We start from the raw sequence: 18862 nt of genomic DNA, 5'->3' as shown, positions 1-18862 counted from the left end.
CCATCATCTTTCGTTCCGCGCCGCGTGGCAAATTCGGCGGGCGACAGGAGGAACGTGACGTGACCGATTCAGGCTGGGGGGACGAGCGACGAAAGATGGCGGCCGGCGAATGGTACAACTGCCTCGATCCGGAACTCGATGCATTGCGCTGGACCGCCCGGGCGGCGGTGCATGCCCACAACAACCTGCTCCCATCCGAGCGCGGTGCGCTGGCGCCGGCATTGCGGACGCTGTTGGCCGAGGCGGCGGACGATTGTTTCGTGGAGGCCCCGTTCCATTGCGCCTATGGTCTCAACATCCATCTCGGCCGGCGGGTCTATCTGAATGCCGGCTGCGTCATTCTCGATTCAGCGAAAGTAAGGATCGGCGACGGGGCGATGCTCGGCCCGTCGGTGCATATCTATTGCGCCGATCATCACCGGGATGTCGCCTTGCGCAAGAGGGGCATCGAGCGTGCCCGGCCGGTCGAGATCGGCGCGGATGCCTGGATCGGCGGCGGGGCGATCATCCTGCCGGGGATCACCATCGGCGCAGCGGCGATCGTCGGCGCGGGTGCCGTGGTGACGCGGGATGTGGCGGCCGGCGCCACGGTTGCCGGCAATCCGGCGCGTGCCATCGGCAACGGACCTGCAGGCAGCAAAAAGGGCCGCCGAAGCGACCCTCCATGAGCTTTGGCCGAATGACTGGCCCGGGCGCCAGCAACAGCGCCCGAAGGAAGGCGGTATCACACCGAGGGCTGCCCCGTTGCCGACACCTCAATTCCCATGCCCGTCACGAGGTCCGAAATCTCATTAGACATTGGATCACCTTCCTTTCGTTCTGTTGAAGATAACTTCAAGGTAGTACAAATCTGCCGGATTGCAATGCGGTTCCCGCGATTTTTGGAGATCAGCGCCGCCGGCCGGGCCGCGGCCGGTCCATGTCGCGCAGGATACGATACTGGACATCCTCTCCCTGGCGGGAAATCGCCGCCATGACGTCGTTCAGCGTCGAGCGCAGTCCATGGATCTGGTCGAGCAGGTCCATGACGATGTCGATGCCGTCGTCATTGACGCCCATACGGTCGGTCAGGTCGCGGATCAGTTCGCCGCGGGCGAGGTCGATCTCGCGGAACCGGCGTCTGCCCTGCTCTGCCGCCGGGATCACCCAGCCTTGCTCGATCCAGAATTCGAGCACGGTGACTTCGATGTGCAGCCGGTCGCGGAATTCGAGTTCGTTCATGGTCATACTCCCATCGCCTTGCGCGGCTGCTGGTTTTCACCCGCCGTCCAGGCCTGCATGAATTGCGTCAGTTCGGCATCGGCCTGATCAGGCAGGACCACCTTGAGGGTCACATAGGCGTCGCCATGGCCGTCCGGCCGCTTCGGCGCCCCCTTGCCTTTCAGCCGCAGCACCTTGCCGGTGCTGGAATTCGGCTGCAGCGTGACCGATACCTGACCGGAGGGTGTCGGCACGCGGATCTTGCCGCCCAGCACCGCTTCGCGCAGCGAAATGGGAACGTCGAAGCGGATGTCGTCGCCGTCCCTGACATAGAAGGCGTGCGGGCGCACGCGGATGTCGATCAGCGCATCGCCGGTCGGGCCGCCGTTGAAGCCGGGCTCGCCCTTGCCACGCAGCCGCAATGTCTGGCCGTCGCGCGTCCCGGGCGGGATCTTGAGGTCCAGCATCTGTCCGTCCGGCAGGCCGACCTGCGTCGAGGTGCCGTTCAGCGCGTCGAGGAATTCGACCTCCATCGAAAAATGCCGGTCCTGTCCCTGCATCTGCGTGTTGCCCCGGGCGCGCCGCGAAAAGAAGCTCGAGAAGATGTCGTCGGTATCGCCGAAATCGGAGAAACCGCCGCTGTTGTAATAGGCGCCCTCGGCGCCGTCGGCGGCGGCATAGTCGCGATAGAAATTGCGCGGCGCCTGCTCGGCGCCGCTGGCGTCGATCTCGCCGCGGTCGAAGCGACCACGTTTTTCCTCGTCGCCGATGATGCCATAGGCGCTGGAAACATCCTTGAATTTCTGTTCGGCGGCCTTGTCGCCCGGATTGAGGTCCGGATGCAGTTTCTTTGCCAGTTTGCGATAGGCGCTCTGTATATCCTTCTGCGTCGCGTCGCGCTTGACGCCCAGGAGTTCGTAGGGGTCGCGGCTCATCTATTCTCCATGTCGATGACAGGCGCAACCGGCAGAGCAGCGGCGGCTCCTCCGGTGAAACCTGCGGTGAGATATCATTTCATATTTATGTAGGAAGCCGCAGGTCATCTGTCATCACCCCCTCATCGACTCGTTGTAGCTGGAACCCTCCGGGCATCCGCCCATTCTATACGCATGAACCAGCAGTGAGAAAGATTGCCGATGGCCACGACATTCGACCTTGACCGCTTCATGGCAGCACAGGAGGGCGTTCATAAGCGGGTGATCGCCGAGCTACGCGCCGGCGCCAAGCAATCGCACTGGATATGGTTCATCTTTCCGCAGATGCAGGGTCTCGGCTCGTCGCCGACGGCGCGAAAATTCGCGATCCGTTCGAAAGACGAGGCGGTCGCCTACGTCAGGCATGCGGTGCTCGGTCCCCGTCTCAAGGAGGCCGTCCAGGCGATGCTGGATATCAAGGGCAAGAGCGCGCTGGAAATCCTGGGATCGCCCGACGACCTGAAGTTCCGCTCGTCGATGACGCTGTTTGCGGCGGTCTGTGGTGCGGGTTCGATCTTTCATCAGGCGCTGGATCGCTTCTACGACGGCGCGGCCGACGAAAGGACGCTGGCCTTGATCGACGTGGCGGTCGTCTAGGCCGCGTCAGCCGCGCCGGGCGATCAGGATGCCCGCCAGCACGATCGCCCCGCCGACGGCCTGCATGGCGCCGACGCTTTCCCCGAGGATCGACCAGGCGAGCAACGCGGCGACGACCGGCTGCAAAAGCAGCGTCAGCGACGAAAAGGCCGGCGGCAGGTAGGCGAGCGCATAGATGATCAGCGCCTGGCCGCCGGCATGGCTGATCAGTGCCAGGCCGAGCAGCATCGCCCACCCGAACAGCGTGACGGGCATCAGGGTCGGTTCGAAGGCAAGCGCCAGCGGCAGCATGCAGAGGGCGGCAGAACCGGTGCTCCAGAGCATGATCGTCAGGGTGGAAAAGCGGCTGCGCAGCCGGCCGATCGCCAGGATATAGCCGGCATAGAAGATCGCCGCGACAATGGCCGTGGCATCGCCGCCGACATGGCCGTCGCCGAGCGCGGCAGGGCCGCCCTTGAGAACGACGATGCCGATCAGCGCGGTGGCCAGTCCGGCCACGAAAATACCGCTGACCCGGGCGCGAAAAGCCAGCCAGCCGCCAATCGTGACGAAGATCGGCGCAAGATTGGCGATCAGCGTCGCATTGGCAACCGAGGTCATGTGCAGGGAAAGGTGCCAGGCGGCGAGATCGGCCGCCAGGAAGACGCCGGGCAGGATCAGGAACAGCATGTCGCAGATGCCGGCGGGGCGCTCGCTGCGGCCCGGCTGTTCCGCAAGCCGCGCCCAGGCGAACAGCGGAACGAGCGCCAGCGCCACCCGCCAGAATGCCGTCGCCATCGGCCCGACCTCGGAAAGCCGCACGAAGATCGGCGATCCGCCGATGGCCGCGCCGCCGACCAAGAGGGCGATCAGGGCGAGACGGTTTCTGGCCGCCGCCGGGGCGGCGGCATAGGTGGTATCGGACATGCAGGCTTTCCTTGACCGTCGAGCGGCAAGATGCCGCCTTTGACGCAACTGTCGATACCAGATGCGATCCGGTGGAAAAAACGACTTTTCGTGATCCTTAGATGGAACGGCGTGAACAATCGCCGGGACGGGCCATGTCAGACGCGCGCCAGTTCCCGGTCGATGGCGTCGAGCAGCCGGCTGTCGGTGGCGTCGACATCGGGCGCGAAGCGGGCAACGATCCGGCCGTCGCGGCCGATGAGGAATTTTTCGAAGTTCCAGAGGATTTCGCCCGGCGCATTCGGCTGGATGCCAAAACCTTTCAGCCGCTCACGCATCGGGCCGTCGCCGGTGGTCGGCGTGTCGGAGGTCGTCAGCGTCCGGTAGAGCGGGTGTTTTTCGTCGCCGGCAACGGAAATCTTGCTGAAGATCGGAAACTGCACGTCATAGGTGCTGGTGCAGAAGGCGACGATTTCGGCATCCGTGCCGGGCTCCTGCTGCTTGAAGTCGTTGGCGGGAAAGGCGAGGATGACGAAGCCGCGCTCGCGCTTGTCCTCGTAGAGTTTTTCGAGGCCTTCATATTGTTTGGTCAGGCCGCATTTCGACGCGACGTTGACGACCAGCATCACCTTGCCGCGGTATTCGCCGAGCGTGGCGGGACGACCATCGGCATGACGGACGGGAATATCGAGCAGGGTCTCGGTCATCGTTTCACTCCGGAATCGTATAAAAACGTGGCGACCATGCCGCGCCGGCACGGGCTTGTCACGCCCTATCCTGGGGCTCCCGGCATTTTCCGGCCGGGAACCGGAAACAGGCCGGAAACTGTGCCGTTCAAACCGTCTCCAGCGCCTTGCCGGCGGCCTGCCCGGACAGCCAGCCGCCGGTAAAGCCGGCCCGGGCGAGCCCGGCGCGGATGACGGGGTTTTCGCGCATCAGGCGCCAGAGCAGTCCCGTCCTGGCGTTCTCGATCATCATCACCAGCAGTCCCTGGTCGATGCCGACGCAGCGTTCGTCGATCCAGCCTTCCGGTCCATCGCCCACCACGGTCGGATTGAAGCTGCCGGGAAAGCGGCCCTGCCCCAGAAGCCCGGGATAGGCATGGAGAATGGCCTGCAAGCCGCTCATTGCCGCCGGTTCGTCGAAAGGCAGGCAGGCGAGCGGCGCCCAGGGCGCGATCGTGCCGTCATCGGGGCCGAACGGGGCGCCGCGTGCGGCATAACCGACAAAATGTTGCCGCTTGCCGCCGCGCAGCCGCCGGCGGGCGGAAGGGCCGTCGCAGGCCGTCAGGCCCCAGACATCGGCACCGTAACCGGCAAAGCCGTGCGGATTGTGGGCGGCATAGGCGCGCTGCGTCTTGATGGCGCTCTGTGTGTTGCGCACGTAATCGGACTGCTTTTCCCGCATGAAGCGGTCCTGGATATCGCGAAAATCGATCCAGGCATGTGAAAAGAGGTGGATGAACAATGGCCCGGCATACAGATAGTCGAGGCCTTCGTACTGGATCCATTGATAGGTCGCCGTAAAAGCCTCGTAGCTCCTTTCCGGGATCGGGAAGGTCGGCGATGCCAAGGCGAGCACGTAGAGGATGATCGCCTCGTTGTAGCCCTGCCAGCGATATTTCAGGAAGCGGCCGGGCTTCCAGCCCATCACCAGCGTATCGCCCTTGTTGAGCGCCCAGGCCCAGTCGGCGCGCTCGTAAAGCGTCTTGGCGAGAGCGCGGACTTCCGCCTCGGCCGGATCGTCGCCGGTGAAATAGGCCGCAGCGGTCAGCATGCCGGCAAACAGCAGGGCGCTGTCGATCAGCGACAGTTCGCAATGCCACACCCGGTGGCCGGTGTGCATGTCGAGGAAATGATAATAAAATCCCCTGTAGCCGGTGGCCTGGCGATTGTTGCCCTGCTCGCTTTCCTGGAAAAAACGCAGCGTGGTCAGCACCGCCTCGACCGCCGCGCCGCGCTCGATCCAGCCGCGTTCGACGGCGACCGGATAGCTGGAGAGCGCAAAACCCGTCGCCGCGATGCTGCAGGGGCTTCCCGCCAGCGACGTATCGGCGACCAGGCCGTTTTTCGGATTGGTATGGATGAGGAAATAGTCGAAAGCCGAGCGTTGCAGGCGGTCGATGAGATCGGTGTCGGCGGCGTTGTTGCGTTGGAGCATAGGCTATACCGTGTGGTTGCATCCGGCTCCTGCTTGAGCACAGGCGATGAGCGATCGCAAATCACGCGTGAGTGAAGCTTTCGGGTCCAAAAGAGTCGTTTGGTTTTGATCGATAAAGATTGACTCTCTTAAAACGATCACTATCAATCATCGCAAGGAGGAGATTCATGGCCGTTGTCGAACCGAGAGCCCGTTTTCCGCACGAGCGGCAGCAGCAGATGATCGAACTGATCCTCGCGCGGCGGCGGATCGGCACGGCGGAGCTTGCGGCCGCCCTTTCCATCTCGCTGCCGACAGCGCGGCGTGATCTTCTGACGCTGGAGCAGGCCGGTCTGGTACAACGCATCCACGGCGGCGTGACGCTTCGCGGCGCCTGCAAGGACAGCGACGCCGAACCGTTGTTTCTCGAAAAATTGCGGGTACGGCAGAACCTGAAACTGAGGATCGCCGATGCGGCGGCCGGCGAGGTGAACAACCATTCGGTCGTACTGCTCGATTCCGGCACGACGACGATGGCGATTGCCCGGTCACTGGCTGGCCGGCCGCTGACCATCGTGACGTCGGACCTCAAGGCGGCGGAGGCAGCGGCAAGCGGGGCGACGGAAGTCCACATCATCGGCGGCCGCGTGCGCAACGGCTATTACAGCCTCGTGGGCAACTGGGCGCTCAATGCGCTGACCAGCATCCGCGCCGACGTTTTTTTTCTCGCGGCGGATGCGGTGAATGCCGACGGGGTAACGACCTCGACCTTCGAAGAGGCCGAGGTCAAACGCGCCGCGCAGGCGCAGGCCAGGCGAACCATCCTCGTCGCCGATCACGGCAAGATCGGCGCGTCGGCATTTGCCGCGGTCTGCCCGCTGGAGACGATCGACCTTTTCATCAGCGATCGCGGCGCGGATGCGCCGCTGGCGCCGTTCAGGAACAAATTTAGAGACGTAAAACTGGTCTGAGGGCGCGCCCTCGCCAGCCATCGATACAAGGCTAGAGAGATGACGAAATTCAGGACGTTGTTCGGCGATACAAAACCGGTGATCGCCATGGTGCACCTCAACCCGATGCCGGGAACGCCGCTCTACGATTCGGATGCGGGCGTCGAGGGCATTGTGGAAGCGGCGCGCCGCGAACTGTCGGTGCTGCAGGATGCCGATGTCGACGCGGTGATGTTCGGCAACGAGAACGACCGCCCCTACGAGTTGAAGGTGGATGCGGCGGTGACCGCGACGATGGCCTATGTCATCGGAAGATTGCGCCCGGAGATCAGGAAGCCGTTCGGCGTCAACGTCTTGTGGGACCCGATGGGGTCGGTTGCCGTCGCCACCGCCGTCGGCGCCTCTTTCGTCCGCGAGATTTTCACCGGCACCTATGCCTCGGACATGGGGCCGTGGAATCCCAATGCCGGCGAAGCGTTGCGCTACAGCCGCCGCCTCGACCGCTCGGACCTCGTCATGCTCTACAACGTCTCGGCGGAATTTGCTGATTCGCTCGACCGGCGCGCCCTGCCCGACCGGGCCCGCTCGGCGGTGTTTTCGTCGATCCCCGATGCCATCCTCGTTTCCGGCACGATCACCGGCGAAGCGGCGGCGATGTCCGACCTCGAGGCTGTCAAGAAGGTGCTGCCGGAGACGCCGGTGCTGGCCAATACCGGCGTCAGGCATGCCACCATTGCCGATGTCCTCAAGGTCGCGGACGGCGTCATCGTCGGTTCGTCGCTGAAATATGACGGCCATACCTGGAATACGGTCGATCCCGATCGTGCCCGGGAATTCATGCGCCTCGCCAAGGCGGCCCGCGGCCAGTGAGGCCGCTTGTCAAACCCGTCCGGAAGAAAGGGTGATCCCATGAAGGCGCGCCTTCGTACGCTGCTCGAACAGTTGATGCTGACACCGGGCCTTTCCGGCCATGAAGACCGGGTGCGGCGGCTGATCGCCAAGTCGCTTTCGGACCTGCCGCTGACGATGCGGACGGACAGGCTGGGGAACCTCATTGCGACGCTGAAGGGGGATGAAGGCACGCCTTCGGTGATGCTGTTCGCCCATACCGACCAGCTCGGCTTTATCGTCCGCAGGATCGAGCCGAACGGCCTTGTGCGCATCGAGCGCCTCGGCGGCGTTCCGGAAAAGGCGCTGCCGGCGCAGGCGGTGCTCTTCTGCGTCGGCGAGGGACGCGACGTGCAGGGCGTCATCGCCACCAAGAGCCATCATGCGACGCCGCCGGAAGAGAAATACAAGGTCGTGCCTTATGCCGAGCTCTTCATCGACGTCGGCACGGAGGATGCGGCAGCAACGCGGGCGCTCGGCATCGAGATCGGCACGCCGGTGGTCTACGATCCGCGCTTCATGGCGCTCGCCGGGGATCGCATCGCCGGAACGGCGGTGGACGACCGCGCCGGTTGCGCCGTGATCATGGAGGTGGCGCGGGAGCTCGCACAAGGCGGCCCGCGGCCGACCGTGCATTTCGTCTTTGCCGTTTTGGAGGAGTTCAACCTGCGCGGCGCCATGGTGGCGGCGCAGGCGCTCAAACCCGACATCGCCATCCAGCTCGACCTGGCGCTGAATTCCGATACCCCCGACATGGCGCAGCGCGGCGAAATCGTCCTCGGCGGCGGGCCTGCGATGAGCCTTTACTCCTTTCACGGCCGCGGCACGCTGAACGGCACCATCCCGCATCCGGCCCTGCCAAAGCTGTTTGCCGAGACGGCGGAGGCGGCGGCCATTCCGCTGCAGCGGACGGCGCATACCGGCGTGCTCACCGATTCCTCCTATGTGCAACTGGTCGGTGAAGGTGTTGCCTGCATTGATCTCTGTTTCCCTTGCCGCTACACCCATACGGCACTGGAACTGTGCGACCTGCGCGACCTCGAAGGCCTGGCACGGCTGCTGGTCGCCGCACTTCGCCGCATCGACACCACTTTCAGCCTCGACCGGGACCTTTACACCTGATGCGCTATTATCTCGGCATTGACATCGGTACATTCGAAAGCAAGGGCGCCATCGTCGATGGCGACGGGCGGATCGTCGCCTCGGCCAAGCGGCCGCACCGCATGCTCGTTCCGCAGCCGGGCTGGGCCGAACACGATCCCGAACAGAACTGGTGGGGCGAATTCTGCGCCATCAGCAAGGAGATGATTGCATCCGCCGGCATCGCCGCCAGCGATATCAAGGCGGTCGCGACCAGCGGCATCGGCCCCTGCATGCTGCCCGTCGACATCGACGGCGCGCCGTTGATGAATGCGGTGCTCTACGGCGTCGATACCCGCGCCGCCGCCGAGATCGATGCGCTGACATCGGAAATCGGCCTCGACGAGCTGATGCGCATCAGCGGCAATTCGCTGACGTCGCAATCCGTCGGCCCGAAAATCCTCTGGCTGAAGAACAATCGGCCCGAGCTTTTCGCCCGCACCCACAAGGTGCTGAATTCCTCGTCCTTCCTCATTCACCGGCTGACCGGGCGTTATGTGCTCGATCATTATTCGGCCTCCTCCTCCCATCCGCTCTACGACATCGCCACCAACAGCTGGACCGATCGGTTTGCCGACCGCATCGTTTCGCCGGAGCGGCTGCCGGATCTGTTGTGGACCACCGACATCGCCGGCACGGTGACGGAACGGGCCGCGGCGGAAACCGGGCTTGCCGTCGGCACGCCGGTCACGGCGGGCACCATCGATGCCGCCTCCGAGGCGGTCAGCGTCGGCGTGCAGGATAGCGGCGACATGATGATGATGTATGGCTCGACCATGTTCATCATCCTCGTTACCGACCGGCGCGTCGAGGACGCGCGGCTCTGGTATGCGCCGTGGCTGTTCAAGGGCCAGCATGCCTGCATGTCCGGCACCGCGACCAGCGGCACCCTGACGCGCTGGTTCGCCGACCAGTTCGGCCGCGATCTGTCCGGCGACGGCGTGATGCGCGACCTGGCGGCGGAAGCGGCAGGTTCGCCGCCGGGCGCCAAGGGCGTGATCGTGCTGCCCTATTTCTCCGGCGAGCGCACGCCGATCCACGATCCGCATGCCAAGGGCATGATCTTCGGCCTCGACCTGACGCATGAGCGGGCCGACATCTATCGCGGCGCGCTGGAAGGCATCGCCTACGGCGTCAATGCGGTGGTGCAAACCTATCTGGAGGCGAAGGCGCCGTTGCAGCGTATCGTCGCCGTCGGCGGCGGCACCAACAATCCGGTCTGGTCGCAGGCGATTTCGGATGTCAGCGGCTGGCAGCAGGACGTTTGCGAAAAAACCATGGGTGCCGCCTATGGCAATGCGTTCCTGGCAGCGGTCGCCATCGGCGATGCCGGGCGGGGCGATATCGTCCGCTGGAATCCGGTTGCTCGGCATATCGCCCCGAATGCGGAGAACGCGCCGGTCTATGCGAAGCGGTACGAAACCTTCAAGCAGCTCTACAGCCAGACGAAAGACCTGATGCCGCACGCCGCCGACTGATCCCCGGCTTGACATCGGCAGGCCGGAAGCGGCCTAAGTCCTTCAAAGAATCATTCTTCCAGCGGAGATCCCATGAGCCTCGTCTATGTTCTCAACGGCCCGAACCTCAACCTGCTCGGCAAGCGCCAGCCGGAAATCTACGGCAGCGAAACGCTTGATGATGTCGAGGCCGATTGCCGCAAGGTCGCGGCCGAGCACGGCATCTCCATCCGTTTCCACCAGAGCAACCGCGAATACGAAATCATCGACTGGATCCATGAAGCTCGCGAAAGTGCTGCCGGCATCGTCATCAATCCGGCTGCCTTCACGCACACGTCGGTGGCGATCCTCGATGCGCTCAACACCTTCGATGCGCCGATCATCGAGGTCCACATTTCCAACATCCACAAGCGCGAGGCGTTTCGCCATCATTCCTATGTTTCCGGCGTGGCCTCAGGCGTGATCGCCGGTTTCGGGACGCAAGGCTATCAGCTCGCCATCCAGCGCCTCGCCTTCCTCATCAAGAAAGCCGCCGCCTGACCGGGGATTACGCCCCGAAGAGAACCGCGACCGGCAGGATTTCAAACGCCGTCGCCAACGGCAGCCTGTCGGCCGGCGGAATCCGCCGGTCGCAAAGCACGTTGGCGAGCGGGCCGAGGCCGACAGGAAGCAGGACGGACGTCCCCTGCCAATAACTCGCGGGAAGCGAGATGCCGTCCTGCGGCAGCAGGCCGTGGATCAGGCGGGGTGCGATGACGACGGCAGTTTTGCCGCCGTCGCGGCGGGCAAACGCGACGGCATGATCCTGCCGCGGGCCTTCGACGGGCAGGGCTTCGTAGCTGCCGGTATCGAAAAGGCTCCTGTGATCTTTGCGCAGCGACAGACAGCGGGCAACAATGCCTTGTTTCAGGCCGCCGACCAGCAGGGCCTCCTCGCTGTTGCCCGGCAGCCCGTCGAGGCCGAGTGACAGGGCCAGTGCGGCATAATCGGGTTCGCGGCGGTTGTCGGGATCGACGAGGCTGAAATCGAACCCTTCCGCCCCCTGGTAGATGTCCGGTATGCCCGGCGCCGTCAGCTTGACGACCGTCTGCGCCAGGCTGTTGATCGCCCCGCTGCGAATATGGGGTTGCAGGGTCTGGTAAAAATCGCTGAGGAAGGCGATGTTTTCGGGCGACAGCAACGAGACGAGATAAGATTTGACCGCGGCTTCGTAGGCTTCGTTCACCCGGGTCCAGTTGCTGCGTTGCTTGGCTTCGCGCAGCGACTTTTCGGTGAAATTCAGGAGGCGCTCGCACAGAGCCTTCAGACCTGCGCCATCATCGGGCCGAAGCTGCGCCGGCCAGGCGCCGGCAATGGCCTGAAACAGCATCCATATGTCGGTATCACCAGGTGCCTGGCCGTCCGGCAGGGCGGTGACGAACGGCCGGTTCATCTCGCTCCAGCGATCGACCGCCGTGGCCCAGGCCTCCGCCGTTTCGCTGAAGGTGTAGAGCCGTGCGCGGGCATCCTCGCCCCGTTTCGTATCGTGGGTCGATGTCGTGGACAGCGCCCGGGGCCAGCGGCCGGCACGGTGCTGCATGAAGCGGTGAAACCGGGCGGTGGAGAAATCGTCCTGGGCCGGATCGGCGCCGACCTCGTTGACGGCGAGCAGGCAGCCATGGCGGTAGAAGGCAGTGTCTTCCAGCGATTTCGCCATCAGCGGGCCGGCGAGCTGCTGGAAGCGGCGGCGGAAAAGCCAGGCCCTCTCGCGGTTTTCGTCGCGGACATGCCCTTCGAGCAGCCGGTTTATGTAAGTGATAGCCGACCGATCGGCGCCGCTCTTCCGGTAAACCGCCTGCAGCAGCGTCCGGTCGGCTGCACGCAACCCATCTTCGGTGCCATAGGTGCGATAGACCGGAAAGTGCAGCAGCAGATTGCGGATGGCCAGTTCGATGTCCGTGTGCGGCGTGGCGTCTGCCTCGCTTTCGGCAAGTTCGATGGCCAGCCGGTAGAGTGCCGAAACCTCGCCCTTGAAATTCTCCTCGATCATCAGGGTTTTGGCCTCGTCGAGGACGTCTTCGAAATTCTCTCGGCCGCCGCGCTCGGCATAGGCCCGGCCCAATGCTTTCCGGCCCTCATCGTGGACGAAAAGATTGCTCAAGGCGGCAATGAATTCATAACCGGTGGTGCCATCGACAGGCCATTCCGGCGGCAGGTCCTCGTCACCTTCCAGGATTTTTTCGACGAGCAGCAGGACGTCGCTGCCGATCGACTGCCGCAGGCGCTGAAGATAGGCCAGCGGATCGGAAAGACCGTCGATATGGTCGATTCGCAAGCCGTCGACACGCCCCGTTTCGATCAGGTCGAGGATCAGCCGGTGGCTGTCTTCGAAGACATCCGCGTCTTCGACGCGCAATCCGGCGAGGCCGGTGATCTCGAAAAAACGGCGATAGTTCAGCTGGCCGGCAGCGTCCTGCCAGGGAATGAGTTGCCAGCTTTGCCGGTCATGCAGCGAAGCCAGCAGCTCGTCATCGCTCGAAAGGCCGTCGAGATGCAATTGCAATTCGCGGGTCAGCCCGTCATCCGCGAGCAGGCCCCGCATCCGCGCATGAAACGCCTCCTCGTCAGCGGCAAAGGCCTGCGCGGCGGTGGCGGCTATGGTTGTAAATGCAGCGGAGCCTTCAAGCACATGGCGATAGCTGGCGGGATTGAGCGGTAGCCGGTTGCCGGAGACGTCGAACGCCAGGCAACCCGCATCGCGGTCGACGGTCAAGGCGGCATCGCCTTCGAGGAGCGCCTCGTCGATGGCCCGGCCGATCAGCGGCAACGTTAGACGGCGGCTCCAGTCGATATCGAAATAGCGGGCGTAGCGGCTTTCAGCCCCCCATTCGACCACGCTTCGCCACCACGGGTTTTCCAGCGATGCGGCCATATGGTTCGGGACGATGTCGAGGACCAAGCCGAGCCCTGCAGCGCGCAGCCGGTCCGAAAGCAGGTAAAACCCGTCCAGCCCGCCGATGTCAGCCTCGATGAGATTGGGATCGACGATGTCGTAGCCATGCGTCGATCCCGGCGTCGCGGCAAAGATCGGCGAGGCGTAGAGATGGGTGATGCCGAGGGTCTTGAGATAAGGAACCAGTTCGGCGGCACGCTGGAAGGTCATGCCGTTGCGGAACTGCAGGCGGTAGGTCGACGTCGGGACTGTCATGCGCTAGCTCTTCGTGACCTCGGTTGCCATATCATTGCCCAGATGGACGCCCATTTCCGCTTTTCTAAGAAAGGCGGAATCTTCTATATTATTGTTTTCCCATGTTTTTTGGGTGTCCCCTAGAGCTTCAACTCCGGATACTTGTCCGACACGTCTTCCGGCGAGCGGCAGATATCCGTGCCGGAGGTCAGGACCACGGAAATCGGTCCCTCCACCCCGACATGATTTTCCGCATGCACGGCAACTCGTTTTCCGCTTTCGATCACCAGTGTCGCCTGCCTGTCGAAACCGCGCTGCAGCAGCCAGTCGCGCGGTGCGCTGAGGCTGATCTCGACGCTGTAGGCCTGGTTGTCGTCCTTGCGGGCGACGAGGTGGTAGGGGATGTCCGAAAGCTTGCCGTTGATATCCAGCTTGCCGGAGCCATCGGCTTCCTTGAGGTGTTGCATGGGGCTTCCTCCGGGTTGAATGTGCCGGACGATACGGTCCGGTCGATGTGTTTGCTGAAACGGTCAACTGCCTGAATTTGTTCCTCCACCATGGCTTTCCGCCGTAAACTCCACCGTTGCCAGCAGTGGCAGGTGGTCCGAGGCGCGGCGTGATAACGGATCGGCGGGAAGGTGGATGCCGCGGCTGGCGAGATCTCCCGACAGGAAGATGTAGTCGAGCCGCAGCAGTGGATATCGCGAAGGAAATGTCGGCCTGGGTTTGGGCCCAGGCAATCCGGCGTCACGCAAGCCGAGGGTCAGCGTGCGGTAGGCGAGCGACGAGGGTACGCTGTTGAAATCCCCCATCAGGATTGTCGGCTTCCCGAGGCAATCGGGATGGGCGAGCCAAGCGGGGCCGAGAAGCGCCGCCACCTGCTGCAGGCGTTCGCGCCGCCTGAGGCCGAGATGGGTGTTGATCACCTGCAGCGTGCGATCGCCAGCCGTCACCTCGACCCAGATCGCACCGCGCGGCTCGCCGATCGAGGGCAGGCCATCCGCCTTGATCATCCTCACCGGCAGGGCTGTGAGGATGGCATCGCCGTATTTTTCCTCCTCGACATGGATGGCCGGATGGAAATGCGCCTGCATGCGCAGGGCCGATGCGATGGCGTGGGCCTGATCGACGCTGCCCGTGCGCCGCCGTCCGACGTCCAGCTCCTGCAGGCCGATGATATCCGCCCCGCTGGCGGAGATCACTTCGGCGATGCGGGCGGGATCGTGCCTGCGGTCCGTGCCGACGCAGCTGTGCACGTTGTATGTCAGGATTTTCAAGGGAGGATCGCCGGCGCGGTCTTGGCTGCTCATGGCGGGGGGAACTCATTCGCCGCCGGTTTCGTTCCACCCTACAGGATTGCAGGCAATATGGAATGGACATGGCAGCAAAAAATCTTCTCCTCCGCGGGGCGATCGCACTGGCGATCTGCATTGCCCTTTATCTGCTCTATCGCAGCTTCAGCCATTTTACGCTGGAGGAGGTATCGCAATCCATCGGCGCTATTCCGGTCGAACGCTTCGGGGCGGCGCTCGGCTTTGCTGCGGCGTCCTATCTTTGCCTCAGCGGTTTCGATGCTCTCGCGGTGCGTTATGTCGGAAAACCCCTGCCCTATCGGCAGACCTTGCTCGCCTCCTTCTGCGGCCTGTCGATCGGCCACAATGTCGGCATTGCCGCATTGAGCAGCGGCGCGGTGCGGTATCGTTTCTATTCCCGCTGGGGCCTGAGTGCGGAGGACATCGCCAAGCTGATCGTCTTCTGCGGCCTCACCGTCGCCCTCGGCCTGCTGACGCTTGCCGGCATCTACCTGCTGTTGCAGCCGGAGGCCGGGCGGCAGGTCGGCTTGAGCGAAATGGTGTCATCAGGCCTGGGCGTCGCCCTGCTGGCCGTTTCCACCGCCTACCTGCTGGCCGCCGTTTTCCTGCGCGGCTCGGTTCATCTTTGGAAGTGGGATGTCGATCTGCCCGTGTGGAAGATCGCGCTTGCTCAGATCGTCGTAGGCACGATCAATTTCGCCTGTGTCGCGGCATGCCTGCATCAGTTGCTGTCGGCCTTCGGAGAACCTGCCTATCTCACGGTCGCAAGCGCTTATGTCACCGGCAATCTGGCGTCGCTGGTCAGCCATGTGCCCGGCGGGCTGGGCGTGCTGGAAGCCACGATCCTCTATGTCCTGCCGGGGACAGGCGCTATTGGCGCGCTCGTTGCCTTTCGCGTCGTGTATTTCTTCATGCCGCTTGCAATCGGCCTGCCGCTTTTCCTGGCGAGCGAGGCCTATTTCCGCATGCGGCAGCCCAAGGAAAACGGCAAGACGCCGCGCAGCCACGAGGCCATGGCGCCAAACTGAGCCGACATGGATTGCAGCGGCCAAAAGGGTTCGCGTGGGTCGATCAGCCCCGTGCCTGGGATCGACGACGTCTCGCCACGCTCGATATCGACAATGAACGGCCGCAGGCCACGAATGCGCGTGTTCAGCGTGTCGATGGCGACGATCATCGAACCGTCCCTCTCGATCATCGCGGCAACCTCGCCGATCTCGGCATCCAGATGTTCGGCCAGCAGGTCGTTGCGTAAGTGCGCGATCGCCAGCCGCTGTTCGGCGGTGACGCCTTCCAGCGCCAGGTCGCACTCGGTGTCGAGGCCTTCGGAACGGTAATTCAGGTTCGACGAGCCGATCCGGACGAAATGATCGTCGACGACGATCAGCTTCGAATGGACGAGAACCTCGTGTTCGCCGCCCTTGCCATTGGAAACCACGGGGTACATCACCCGCAGGCGGCCAAAGCGGTCGGCGCGTTTGAGGCGGCGGATCAACCGGTCGCGATTGTTGCCCATCATGATCTTTTCCAGGAACCCGTGCGACCGCCTTGTGACGATGGCGACCACTTCCGGCCCGTCCGGCTCCTGCAGCCGCCGCGCCAGGGTTTTGGCGACATTGAAGGAGGCGAGGTACTGGGTCTCGATGTAGATGTGCCGACGCGCCGACATCAGCGCATCATGCGTCAGCCGGATCGCCTCGCGCCGCCCCTTGCAACTCCAGTTCCACGGTTCGGTCAGCGCGACGGCCGCCCGGCCGCCTTCCAGCGCCGGCGGCAGGTCGAGCGGCCAGTCGACCTCGCCATTCTCAAGCGGCGCGTGAGCTTCTCCCGTCGCCCGGTGCCAGCGCTTGCGAGCGATGTCGCCGATCATGCGTGCGGCCTTGCCGGACACCATGGCCTGGATGTCATGGACGGGCTCGTAGGGCACGCCCTCTGGGGAAACACGCAGGTCGTTTTCGACCGCATGCTGGCGATCGTCCCAGCGCCGCGCTGTGATGTCCATGCCGCCGAGGAAGGCGATGGCGTCGTCGACGCAGACGATCTTCTGGTGATGGCAGGCGCGCACCGGATGTTTCAGGTCGAAGTGCAGCGAGATGCGCGGATGGTCGCTCCAGGGCATCTTGCGGAAGAACTTCAGGGTCTTGCCGGAATAGATCGGCCCCATCGCCCAGATGAGGATGCGCACCTGCAGCTGCGGATTGGCCTCGACCGCCGACCGCAGCAGGCCGCCCAGCGTTTCGTCCGTCTCCGGCCGCAGGCGGATGTTCGGATTGAAATCCCAGCCGACGATCCAGATGGTGTTCTTGGCGCGGCGCAGCACCTGGTGCAGGCGGCGGAAATAGTCCTTTGCGTCGATGAGAAACGCCACCTTGTCGGCGGTCGCCGTTTCGCTGGCATTCTGCCCTATGCGGATGATGCTGTCCTGGAAAGGAGCGGCATCGATGTTGAACTCTTGATCGGCCAGATACACGTCAAAATTCCCCGCCCTTGAGACACGGGCGGCTTTCGCCGGACGGAAGCCACCCGAGGCCTAAACGCTTGGGGGCACACTCCGGTTCCCGCGGCTCGGGCTTGCCGTTTTGGCCTTGATGTCTGGCTCTTCCGGACGGTCTGGCCGAGAAGCCGTCCGATGCCCATTTCGCGGGCATCGGCGGCGGGATTGTCTCAGAGCTGGATCCAGGCGGTTTTCAGATCGACGTATTTGTCGAGTGCGTGCAGGGATTTGTCGTGGCCGTTGCCGGACTGCTTGACGCCGCCGAGGGGCACGGTGTTGTCGGCGCCGCCATAGGTATTGACGTGGACGACACCGGCCCGGATGCCACGCACCATGCGATGGGCGCGGGACAGGTTCTGCGTCCAGACCGCCGAGGCGAGGCCGTATTCGGTACTATTTGCGATTGCGAGCGCTTCGTCCTCGGTGTCGAAGGGGATGATCGACAGGATCGGGCCGAATACCTCTTCCCGCGCCAGCGTCATGCCGGGTTTCACCTCGAAGACGGTCGGCTGCATGTAGAAACCGCCGGTTTCCTCCAGGATACGCTTGCCGCCGCTGCGCAGGACGGCGCCTTCGGCAACGGCCTGCCCGGCATAGGCGAGATCCTTTTGCAGCTGGATTTCGCTGGCGATGGCGCCCGCCTCCGTCGACACCTGCAGGGGGTCGCCGACCTTCATCGCCGCGGCGATCGTCACCAGCTTTTCGGAAAGCTCCTCGCAGACCGAGCGCTCGACCAGAAGCCGCGAACCGGCGACGCAGACCTGCCCGGAATTGCGGAAGATGCCGTAGGCGGACACCTTGGCCGCCTGGTCGAGATTGGGGGCGTCGGCAAAGACGATGTTCGGCGACTTGCCGCCAAGCTCCAGGTAGACGCGCTTGAGGTTGGAGCGGGCGGAGTATTCGAGCAGCTTGCGGCCGACCGGGCCGGAGCCGGTGAAGGCGAGCACGTCGATGTCGCCGTGCAGGCCGAGCGCTTCGCCGCAGACGGCGCCCTGGCCGGTCACGACGTTCAGCACGCCTTCGGGAAGGCCTGCCTCGGCACAGAGTTCGGCGAGCCGCAACAGCGTCAGCGATGCGCCTTCGGCGGGTTTCAGCACCACGGAATTGCCGGCGGCGAGTGCCGGGGCCACTTTCCAGGCGCCGATCATCATCGGGAAATTCCACGGCACGATGGCGGCGACGACACCGACCGGCGCCCGATGCACCAGGCCGAGGATGTTTTCCGCCGTCGGGGCGATTTCGCCGTATACCTTGTCGATCGCCTCGGCATAATAGCGGAAGGTGCCGGCGGCGCTGCCGGGTTCGGCCTTCAGCGCCATGGAGATTTCGGTGCCGTTGTCGCGGACGCCGAGAACCGCGAGTTCCAGCGCGTGTTTTTCGATCAGTTCGGCAATGCGCAGCAGCACTTTCTTGCGCTCGGCCGGTGCTGCCTTCGACCAGCTGCCTTTTTCGAAGGCGGCGCGGGCGGCGAGAACCGCACGGTCGACATCGGCCGCATCGGCGTTGGCGATGGTCGTCAGCAACCGCCCGTCGATGGGCGAAATGACGTTCATGGCGCCGCCGGCCTGTGCCGCCTGCCACTGTCCGTTGATGAAAAGGGATTGCGGCCCGACCGGCAGGATGCGGAGATGGTCGATCTTGTCTTGCATGGCGGATATC

At 63.9% G+C, this 18862-nt stretch carries 18 protein-coding genes; 8 read left to right on the top strand and 10 right to left on the bottom strand.

Annotated elements, in window-relative coordinates; all coding sequences use genetic code 11:
- The first annotated feature begins 95 nt into the window (after positions 1–95).
- The gene (locus tag DEM27_RS23330; RefSeq protein WP_109460652.1) at positions 96–668 is read left to right on the top strand and encodes a sugar O-acetyltransferase; all 573 of its coding nucleotides are present in this window, start codon (positions 96–98) and stop codon (positions 666–668) included.
- A gap of 220 nt (positions 669–888) precedes the next feature.
- Here the strand turns inward: DEM27_RS23330 and DEM27_RS23325 are convergent, their stop codons facing one another.
- Positions 889–1221 carry a chaperone modulator CbpM gene (locus DEM27_RS23325; RefSeq protein WP_109460770.1) on the bottom strand — a complete coding sequence of 111 codons (333 nt, stop codon included), beginning with the start codon at positions 1219–1221 and terminating at the stop codon, positions 889–891.
- 2 nt (positions 1222–1223) lie between these two features.
- Positions 1224–2135 carry a DnaJ C-terminal domain-containing protein gene (locus DEM27_RS23320; protein ID WP_109460651.1) on the bottom strand — a complete coding sequence of 304 codons (912 nt, stop codon included), beginning with the start codon at positions 2133–2135 and terminating at the stop codon, positions 1224–1226.
- A 201-nt stretch (positions 2136–2336) separates the two neighbouring features.
- Here DEM27_RS23320 and DEM27_RS23315 point away from each other — a divergent pair, with 201 nt between their 5' ends.
- A complete protein-coding gene (locus tag DEM27_RS23315) occupies positions 2337–2771 on the top strand; it encodes a DUF1810 domain-containing protein (RefSeq protein ID WP_109460650.1) in 435 nt (144 codons plus the stop codon).
- 6 nt (positions 2772–2777) lie between these two features.
- Here DEM27_RS23315 and DEM27_RS23310 read toward each other — a convergent pair whose 3' ends face one another.
- The 3 genes from DEM27_RS23310 to DEM27_RS23300 form a co-directional block, all read right to left on the bottom strand.
- Positions 2778–3677, bottom strand: a complete 900-nt coding sequence (locus DEM27_RS23310; RefSeq protein WP_165823545.1) for a DMT family transporter — start codon at positions 3675–3677, stop codon at positions 2778–2780.
- A gap of 137 nt (positions 3678–3814) precedes the next feature.
- Positions 3815–4363, bottom strand: coding sequence for a glutathione peroxidase (locus DEM27_RS23305; protein WP_109460649.1), 549 nt, complete (start codon positions 4361–4363; stop codon positions 3815–3817).
- Between the two features lie 127 nt (positions 4364–4490).
- Complete coding sequence (locus DEM27_RS23300) at positions 4491–5816, bottom strand: glucoamylase family protein (RefSeq protein ID WP_109460648.1); 1326 nt, start codon at positions 5814–5816, stop codon at positions 4491–4493.
- A 167-nt stretch (positions 5817–5983) separates the two neighbouring features.
- Here DEM27_RS23300 and DEM27_RS23295 point away from each other — a divergent pair, with 167 nt between their 5' ends.
- From DEM27_RS23295 to aroQ, 5 genes are all read left to right on the top strand, one after another.
- Positions 5984–6766 (top strand): DeoR/GlpR family DNA-binding transcription regulator, encoded by a 783-nt coding sequence (locus DEM27_RS23295; RefSeq protein ID WP_109460647.1) that lies wholly within the window; start codon positions 5984–5986, stop codon positions 6764–6766.
- Positions 6767–6805: 39 nt separating this feature from the next.
- Positions 6806–7615 (top strand): BtpA family protein, encoded by an 810-nt coding sequence (locus tag DEM27_RS23290; protein WP_109460646.1) that lies wholly within the window; start codon positions 6806–6808, stop codon positions 7613–7615.
- 39 nt (positions 7616–7654) lie between these two features.
- Positions 7655–8755 (top strand): M42 family metallopeptidase, encoded by a 1101-nt coding sequence (locus DEM27_RS23285; protein WP_109460645.1) that lies wholly within the window; start codon positions 7655–7657, stop codon positions 8753–8755.
- Complete coding sequence (locus DEM27_RS23280; protein ID WP_109460644.1) at positions 8755–10251, top strand: FGGY-family carbohydrate kinase; 1497 nt, start codon at positions 8755–8757, stop codon at positions 10249–10251. The genes DEM27_RS23285 and DEM27_RS23280 overlap by 1 nt, the downstream gene beginning before the upstream one ends.
- A gap of 72 nt (positions 10252–10323) precedes the next feature.
- Entirely contained in the window at positions 10324–10770 is a 447-nt protein-coding gene (gene aroQ, locus DEM27_RS23275; protein ID WP_109460643.1) for a type II 3-dehydroquinate dehydratase, read from the top strand.
- 7 nt (positions 10771–10777) lie between these two features.
- On the opposite strand, the gene treY is transcribed toward aroQ, so the two are convergent.
- The 3 genes from treY to DEM27_RS23260 all read right to left on the bottom strand — a co-directional run bounded on the left by treY (position 10778) and on the right by DEM27_RS23260 (position 14706).
- On the bottom strand, positions 10778–13417 hold the full coding sequence (gene treY, locus DEM27_RS23270) for a malto-oligosyltrehalose synthase (protein WP_109460642.1): 2640 nt from the start codon (positions 13415–13417) through the stop codon (positions 10778–10780).
- 119 nt (positions 13418–13536) lie between these two features.
- Positions 13537–13863 carry a hypothetical protein gene (locus DEM27_RS23265; RefSeq protein ID WP_109460641.1) on the bottom strand — a complete coding sequence of 109 codons (327 nt, stop codon included), beginning with the start codon at positions 13861–13863 and terminating at the stop codon, positions 13537–13539.
- Between the two features lie 63 nt (positions 13864–13926).
- On the bottom strand, positions 13927–14706 hold the full coding sequence (locus tag DEM27_RS23260; RefSeq protein WP_109460640.1) for an endonuclease/exonuclease/phosphatase family protein: 780 nt from the start codon (positions 14704–14706) through the stop codon (positions 13927–13929).
- 68 nt (positions 14707–14774) lie between these two features.
- Between DEM27_RS23260 and DEM27_RS23255 the strand changes: the two genes are divergently transcribed.
- Positions 14775–15737, top strand: a complete 963-nt coding sequence (locus tag DEM27_RS23255; RefSeq protein WP_109460768.1) for a lysylphosphatidylglycerol synthase domain-containing protein — start codon at positions 14775–14777, stop codon at positions 15735–15737.
- Here the strand turns inward: DEM27_RS23255 and DEM27_RS23250 are convergent.
- A complete protein-coding gene (locus tag DEM27_RS23250) occupies positions 15665–17179 on the bottom strand; it encodes a phospholipase D-like domain-containing protein (protein ID WP_109460639.1) in 1515 nt (504 codons plus the stop codon). The two genes, DEM27_RS23255 and DEM27_RS23250, sit on opposite strands and share 73 nt — an antisense overlap.
- A 194-nt stretch (positions 17180–17373) precedes the next feature.
- Complete coding sequence (locus DEM27_RS23245; protein ID WP_109460638.1) at positions 17374–18852, bottom strand: aldehyde dehydrogenase; 1479 nt, start codon at positions 18850–18852, stop codon at positions 17374–17376.
- Positions 18853–18862: the final 10 nt, after the last annotated feature.

It is taken from the genome of Rhizobium album (genome assembly GCF_003122325.1).
GTDB classification, from domain to species: Bacteria; Pseudomonadota; Alphaproteobacteria; order Rhizobiales; family Rhizobiaceae; genus Metarhizobium; species Metarhizobium album.
Note: the sequence above shows the minus strand (reverse complement) of the source record. Positions and strands in the feature narration are given on the sequence as shown.

Coding starts and splice junctions, on each gene's coding strand:
- aroQ (WP_109460643.1), top strand. CDS start 10,324: ATGAGCCTCGTCTATGTTCTCAACGGCCCGAACCTCAACCTGCTCGGC.
- DEM27_RS23295 (WP_109460647.1), top strand. CDS start 5,984: ATGGCCGTTGTCGAACCGAGAGCCCGTTTTCCGCACGAGCGGCAGCAG.
- DEM27_RS23330 (WP_109460652.1), top strand. CDS start 96: ATGGCGGCCGGCGAATGGTACAACTGCCTCGATCCGGAACTCGATGCA.
- DEM27_RS23325 (WP_109460770.1), bottom strand. CDS start 1,221: ATGAACGAACTCGAATTCCGCGACCGGCTGCACATCGAAGTCACCGTG.
- DEM27_RS23285 (WP_109460645.1), top strand. CDS start 7,655: ATGAAGGCGCGCCTTCGTACGCTGCTCGAACAGTTGATGCTGACACCG.
- treY (WP_109460642.1), bottom strand. CDS start 13,417: ATGACAGTCCCGACGTCGACCTACCGCCTGCAGTTCCGCAACGGCATG.
- DEM27_RS23300 (WP_109460648.1), bottom strand. CDS start 5,816: ATGCTCCAACGCAACAACGCCGCCGACACCGATCTCATCGACCGCCTG.
- DEM27_RS23310 (WP_165823545.1), bottom strand. CDS start 3,677: ATGTCCGATACCACCTATGCCGCCGCCCCGGCGGCGGCCAGAAACCGT.
- DEM27_RS23245 (WP_109460638.1), bottom strand. CDS start 18,852: ATGCAAGACAAGATCGACCATCTCCGCATCCTGCCGGTCGGGCCGCAA.
- DEM27_RS23265 (WP_109460641.1), bottom strand. CDS start 13,863: ATGCAACACCTCAAGGAAGCCGATGGCTCCGGCAAGCTGGATATCAAC.
- DEM27_RS23320 (WP_109460651.1), bottom strand. CDS start 2,135: ATGAGCCGCGACCCCTACGAACTCCTGGGCGTCAAGCGCGACGCGACG.
- DEM27_RS23255 (WP_109460768.1), top strand. CDS start 14,775: ATGGCAGCAAAAAATCTTCTCCTCCGCGGGGCGATCGCACTGGCGATC.
- DEM27_RS23315 (WP_109460650.1), top strand. CDS start 2,337: ATGGCCACGACATTCGACCTTGACCGCTTCATGGCAGCACAGGAGGGC.
- DEM27_RS23290 (WP_109460646.1), top strand. CDS start 6,806: ATGACGAAATTCAGGACGTTGTTCGGCGATACAAAACCGGTGATCGCC.
- DEM27_RS23305 (WP_109460649.1), bottom strand. CDS start 4,363: ATGACCGAGACCCTGCTCGATATTCCCGTCCGTCATGCCGATGGTCGT.
- DEM27_RS23260 (WP_109460640.1), bottom strand. CDS start 14,706: ATGAGCAGCCAAGACCGCGCCGGCGATCCTCCCTTGAAAATCCTGACA.
- DEM27_RS23280 (WP_109460644.1), top strand. CDS start 8,755: ATGCGCTATTATCTCGGCATTGACATCGGTACATTCGAAAGCAAGGGC.